Origin of the sequence: Enterobacter sp. 01-M-03-SI-ECC (assembly GCF_047530215.1) — a bacterium.
In the GTDB taxonomy this organism is placed as follows: domain Bacteria; phylum Pseudomonadota; class Gammaproteobacteria; order Enterobacterales; family Enterobacteriaceae; genus Enterobacter; species Enterobacter chengduensis.
In genome coordinates this window covers 1-4,881 of the sequence record NZ_JBLKDA010000071.1, presented here as the reverse complement: position 1 = coordinate 4,881, position 4,881 = coordinate 1, and the positions used below count along the sequence as shown (strand labels likewise).

Below are 4,881 nucleotides of genomic sequence, written 5' to 3'. Positions count from 1 at the left end.
CGGCGTCCTGTCCTTTGCCGAAAAGGATTTACCGCCCGGGCAGCGCGAAAAGCTGATGGCGAGCTTTGAACGGGTTCTGATGCCCGGACTCGACAAAGACCAGTACAGCGTGCTGTGGGTTGAGCACCAGGATAAGGGGCGGCTGGAGCTGAACTTCCTGATCCCGAACACGGAGCTGCTGACTGGCAAGCGTCTCCAGCCGTATTACGACCGCGCCGACCGTCCGCGCATTGATGCCTGGCAGACCATCGTGAACGGCAGGCTGGGGCTGCATGACCCGAACGCGCCTGAAAACCGGCGGGCGCTGGTCACGCCGTCCGCGCTGCCGGAAACGAAGCAGGAAGCCGCTCAGGCAATTACACGGGGTTTACTGGCCTTGGCCTCGTCCGGGGAGCTGAAAACCCGCCAGGACGTCACTGAGGCGCTGGAAAGCGCAGGTTTTGAGGTGGTACGCACCACAAAAAGCAGCATCAGCATTGCCGACCCGGACGGGGGGCGAAACATCCGACTGAAGGGAGCCATCTATGAACAGTCTTTTAACGCTGGCGAAGGACTTAGAGCAGAAATCGAAAGCGCAGCAGCAGAGTACCGGCGAGATGCTGAAAGCCGCATTCAGCGAGCACGAGAAGTCTGTCAGAGCGGAACTGAGCGAAAGCGAGAAGAGAATCAGCGCCGCCATCCTCGACCACGACCGGAAGCTGTCCTCAGCCATGAGCCAGCGTACGAAAGGGATGCTGCGCATGGTCAGCCAGACGTGGCTGACCATCGTCCTGGTCTCCGTGCTGCTGATCGCCTCGAACGCGGCCATTCTGTGGTGGCAGAGTCAGCAGATACTCGACAATTACGTGAGCATCCGGGAGCAGAAGAGCACGCAGGCGATGCTGTCCGAGCGGAACAGCGGCGTGCAGCTCTCGACCTGCGGCGAGCAGAGACGCCGCTGCGTGAGGGTGAACCCGGAAGCGGGACGGTTCGGAGAGGATTCGAGCTGGATGATACTGGCGGGGAAATAGCACATGACAGAGCTGGAAAAACAGTTGCTGAGCGCATTAGAGCAGCTACAGCAGGACTACTCGAAAAGGCTGGACGAGTGGGAGAGCGCCTTCGCGGAATGGCGGACGATGTCTGGTCTTATGCAACGGGAGAACGCGGCGCTGAGCGAGCGCGTCACGGGCTTGAGCAGGCAGGTGCAGAGTTTGAGCGATCAGCTGCGCCGGTTGTCGAGCGGCTGAATGCCGTCGAGCTGCAGCAGGTGCGGGAGGCGCGGCATCAGAAAGCGCTGGAGCTCGAACGATCACAGCGACAGCGGGTATATCACGGTCCGTCCCTTTGATTCATTTCAGCATAATTCCTGCTGAAATCCTCTCTGCCTGTGTAGTAGATATGTTCTGGTGAAGCTTCGATTATACTATTGATAAATAGCATTTAGATTATAATTTAAGTGCATTCATTATGTTATCTTTAAGAGATTTTTATTATTGGCGTGAACAAGGAATATACACATGCTGTCACTTATTATTATTTTTGTTTTTCTTATCAGTGTATTGTATGCGCATTCTCGCGGTAAAATAAAACAAAAGTTTTCCAGGCAGTTATTTGATCATTCAACATTTATGGCTCCGATAAATATGTTTATGACAGGCTTTTCGAAGCTGCCGTCAAAGCAGGCATGGTTTCCCCCAGAAACATTTCCTGAACTTCAACCATTAATTGATAACTGGCAGGTTATAAGAGACGAAGCTGTTAATTTGCAAGGGCACATTAAATCATCTGAAAAAAATAATGATGCAGGATTTAATACATTTTTTAAGCGCGGTTGGAAGCGCTTTTACCTCAAGTGGTATGGAGATGCTCATCCATCAGCGGAGCGGCTTTGCCCAGTAACAACCCAACTGGTTAGCTCTATTCCCTGTATTAAAGCAGCGATGTTTGCTGAATTGCCTTCAGGAAGCCATTTAGGAAAGCATCGTGACCCTTATGCCGGTTCAGTTCGTTATCATTTAGGATTATCAACACCAAATGATGAACGGTGTTTTATTGAAGTTGATGGTGTACGCCGCAGTTGGCATGATGGTGAAGTGATAATTTTTGACGAAACTTTTGTTCACTGGGCTCAGAATGATACCGAGCAGACACGTATTATTTTGTTCTGTGATATAGAAAGGCCGATGAAGTGGCGGTGGTCACAAAAAATAAATAGGTGGATAGGTGGGGTGCTAATGTCAGCGGCAGCATCACCCAACGATAATAATGACAGGACTGGTGCTATAAATCATTTATTTAAATATGTTAATGCTATTCGTGATGCAGGTCAGAAGCTAAAAAAAAGGAATCGAAAACTATATTATTTGATTAAAAATGGAGTTATTTCTTTGATTTTTGTTTGGCTTGCTGTCTCAGTGTTTAGATGGCTGTGATTTGTTTTTTTCTATTGAGTCATACATAAATTTGGGTCTTCTATGCTCAATGTATGGTTATAGATAAAAATCGCCTGCTAAAAAATTCTATTGAAATCTTTTTAGTAAGAAAGGCCCGAATCTGACGCTCAGCGGGCCTTTCGTGAAGAAGTGCGGCAGTAGACAGATTTCATCTGATCACGTTCATGTGCTGCTGTGCAATTAAGCGTTTCTTTCGGAGCTTTCACGGTATTTCCTTCACGAAACCGGCCGCCATTCACTCTTGTGCATAGCCATGCAGCCGCGCAGAAATTATCAGGGGCGTTTTTCAGGGTTTGGGCCGGGGAAAGGTGCCGGAAACGGCCCTCAGGCCGCAGAAACGCGCTGAGGGGCTCTCAGGGGGTGCGGCCAAGAAGCGTTATGGTAAATACATATTATGGTTATTTATTAGGAGTAACTCTGGGAGAGTGGGCTATGGGATCAGATGTTCAATGGCAGATAGATAATGGTTATTTGGCGCAAGTTATGGGGGATTTTTCGACAGAGTCGCCTAGCTTTGAAACGCCAATGTTTGGGCGATATTTTGATACCTTTCAAGCTGCTATACATGTTGCAAAAGCTTTCCCAGGGAGTACGTTGCAGCCATCAGAGTACGAAGATAAAACTGGGATGCTAATACGTCATTATTATGTGGATTGTCATCCGTATTATGATCGACTCCCTCCTGAAAAAAGCGATAATTTTCAGTATGATGAGTACCCTTCTGCTATTCATGTGGCTGCGTGTATTGATCAAGCTAGCAAAGAACTCGACGAACTATTGTTTGGTGGTGGATATGGGGAAAATGGTGAGGGGCATGCAAGCCCGATAATTTTATATTAGTGTTAGGGGCGGAGGGATATTATCCAATTTGTAAAATGATCTTCTTGAGATCGTTTTGCTCTGCGCGTAATCTCTTGCTCTGAAAACGAAAAAACCACCTGGGGAGGTGGTTTTTCGAAGGTTCAGTAAGTTGGGGAACTTCTGAACCGTGGTAACAGTCTTGTGCGAGACGTGTCACCAAATCTGTCCTTCCAGTGTAGCCGTAGTCCGGCCACCACTTCAAGAACTCTCGATACATCTCTCGCACATCCTGCTTACCAGTGGCTACCGCCAATGGCGATTTTGTCGTGTCTTTCCGGGTTGGACTCAAGTTGATAGTTACCGGAATGGGCGTGGTAGTCGGACTGAACGGGGGGGTCGTGCATACAGTCCAGCTTGGAGCGAACTGCCTACCCGGAACTGAGTGTCAGGCGTGGAATGAGACAAACGCGGCCACATAACAGCGGAATGACACCGGTAAACCGAAAGGCAGGAACAGGAGAGCGCACGAGGGAGCTACCAGGGGGAAACGCCTGGGATCTTTATAGTCCTGTCGGGTTTCGCCGCCACTGATTTGAGCGTCATATTTCGTGATGCTTGTCAGGGGGGCGGAGCCTATGGAAAAACGGCAACGCCGCATCCTTTTCCCAGCCCTTCCTGATTTGAGCGCCATCTCTTTATCCCGCCATTCGTGAGCCGGTAACGCCCGCCGCAGTCTCACGGCAGGAGCGTAGCGACCGAGTGAGCGAGGAGGCGTCATTTCATCGTCCCCAGCATTTCGCACTTACGCCCCACAGACGCATTTTTTACCTGCCACATGAAGCACTTCCCTGAATTCCCACTTCGATTTACCATATTAAGCCAGTATACACTCCGCTAGCGCTACGTGACTGGTTCAGGGCTGCGCCCCGAAACCCGCTAAAACCACTGACGCGCCTGCGGCTTGTCCAACACCGCGCCGACCGGGAAAAGATTTCCCGCCCGTCCCGGCGTTATCAGGAGGCCGGATTGGCAGACAAACGCAGCAAAATGCTCACGATGTGGGTGACCGAGGATGAGCACCGGCGTCTGCTGGAGCGCTGCGACGGTAAACAGCTTGCAGCCTGGATGCGCCAGACGTGCCTGGACGAGAAACCCGCCCGCGCCGGCAAGCTTCCCTCGATCTCGCCGGCGCTGCTTCGTCAGCTTGCCGGCATGGGGAACAACCTTAACCAGATTGCCCGGCAGGTTAACGCCGGTGGTGGCAGCGGGCACGACCGCGTGCAGGTCGTCGCCGCGCTGATGGCCATAGATGCCGGACTCGAGCGGCTGCGGCATGCCGTGCTGGAAAAGGGTGCAGACGATGATCGTTAAGTTTCACCCGCGAGGGCGCGGCGGTGGCGCCGGTCCGGTGGATTATCTGCTGGGGAAAGACCGACAGCGCGAGGGCGCCACCGTTCTGCAGGGGAAGCCGGAAGAAGTCAGGGAGCTTATCGACGCCTCACCCTACGCAAAAAAGTACACATCCGGCGTCCTGTCCTTTGCCGAAAAGGATTTACCGCCCGGGCAGCGCGAAAAGCTGATGGCGAGCTTTGAACGGGTTCTGATGCCCGGACTCGACAAAGACCAGTACAGCGTGCTGTGGGTT

The 4,881-nt window shown here is 51.8% G+C and carries 7 protein-coding genes and 1 pseudogene; 6 read left to right on the top strand and 2 right to left on the bottom strand.

The features are described 5' to 3' along the window. Positions 1 to 28 precede the first annotated feature (28 nt). A complete protein-coding gene (locus ACMWKK_RS25865) occupies positions 29 to 274 on the bottom strand; it encodes a hypothetical protein (RefSeq protein ID WP_023343077.1) in 246 nt (81 codons plus the stop codon). A gap of 250 nt (positions 275 to 524) precedes the next feature. Here ACMWKK_RS25865 and ACMWKK_RS25860 point away from each other — a divergent pair, with 250 nt between their 5' ends. The 4 genes from ACMWKK_RS25860 (at position 525) to ACMWKK_RS25845 (ending at position 3,275) form a co-directional block, all read left to right on the top strand. Next, on the top strand, positions 525 to 1,010 hold the full coding sequence (locus ACMWKK_RS25860) for an MbeB family mobilization protein (protein ID WP_023343076.1): 486 nt from the start codon (positions 525 to 527) through the stop codon (positions 1,008 to 1,010). 3 nt (positions 1,011 to 1,013) lie between these two features. Continuing rightward, entirely contained in the window at positions 1,014 to 1,229 is a 216-nt protein-coding gene (locus ACMWKK_RS25855) for an MbeD family mobilization/exclusion protein (protein WP_023343075.1), read from the top strand. A gap of 270 nt (positions 1,230 to 1,499) precedes the next feature. Beyond that, complete coding sequence (gene lpxO / locus ACMWKK_RS25850; RefSeq protein ID WP_023343074.1) at positions 1,500 to 2,414, top strand: lipid A hydroxylase LpxO; 915 nt, start codon at positions 1,500 to 1,502, stop codon at positions 2,412 to 2,414. Positions 2,415 to 2,813: 399 nt separating this feature from the next. Beyond that, positions 2,814 to 3,275, top strand: coding sequence for a hypothetical protein (locus ACMWKK_RS25845; protein ID WP_065707752.1), 462 nt, complete (start codon positions 2,814 to 2,816; stop codon positions 3,273 to 3,275). A 254-nt stretch (positions 3,276 to 3,529) separates the two neighbouring features. Here ACMWKK_RS25845 and ACMWKK_RS25840 read toward each other — a convergent pair whose 3' ends face one another. Beyond that, a complete protein-coding gene (locus ACMWKK_RS25840; protein ID WP_048246078.1) occupies positions 3,530 to 3,640 on the bottom strand; it encodes a hypothetical protein in 111 nt (36 codons plus the stop codon). A 643-nt stretch (positions 3,641 to 4,283) separates the two neighbouring features. Here ACMWKK_RS25840 and ACMWKK_RS25835 point away from each other — a divergent pair. Together ACMWKK_RS25835 and ACMWKK_RS25830 are read left to right on the top strand one after the other, a co-directional pair. Continuing rightward, positions 4,284 to 4,607 (top strand): MobC family plasmid mobilization relaxosome protein, encoded by a 324-nt coding sequence (locus tag ACMWKK_RS25835; protein ID WP_001445156.1) that lies wholly within the window; start codon positions 4,284 to 4,286, stop codon positions 4,605 to 4,607. Continuing rightward, positions 4,597 to 4,881 (top strand): annotated as a pseudogene (locus ACMWKK_RS25830) (nuclease); the annotation flags it as partial. The gene ACMWKK_RS25835 and the pseudogene ACMWKK_RS25830, both read left to right, overlap by 11 nt.

Coding starts and splice junctions, on each gene's coding strand:
- lpxO (WP_023343074.1), top strand. CDS start 1,500: ATGCTGTCACTTATTATTATTTTTGTTTTTCTTATCAGTGTATTGTAT.
- ACMWKK_RS25855 (WP_023343075.1), top strand. CDS start 1,014: ATGACAGAGCTGGAAAAACAGTTGCTGAGCGCATTAGAGCAGCTACAG.
- ACMWKK_RS25840 (WP_048246078.1), bottom strand. CDS start 3,640: ATGCACGACCCCCCCGTTCAGTCCGACTACCACGCCCATTCCGGTAAC.
- ACMWKK_RS25860 (WP_023343076.1), top strand. CDS start 525: ATGAACAGTCTTTTAACGCTGGCGAAGGACTTAGAGCAGAAATCGAAA.
- ACMWKK_RS25865 (WP_023343077.1), bottom strand. CDS start 274: ATGCAGCCCCAGCCTGCCGTTCACGATGGTCTGCCAGGCATCAATGCG.
- ACMWKK_RS25835 (WP_001445156.1), top strand. CDS start 4,284: ATGCTCACGATGTGGGTGACCGAGGATGAGCACCGGCGTCTGCTGGAG.
- ACMWKK_RS25845 (WP_065707752.1), top strand. CDS start 2,814: ATGGTAAATACATATTATGGTTATTTATTAGGAGTAACTCTGGGAGAG.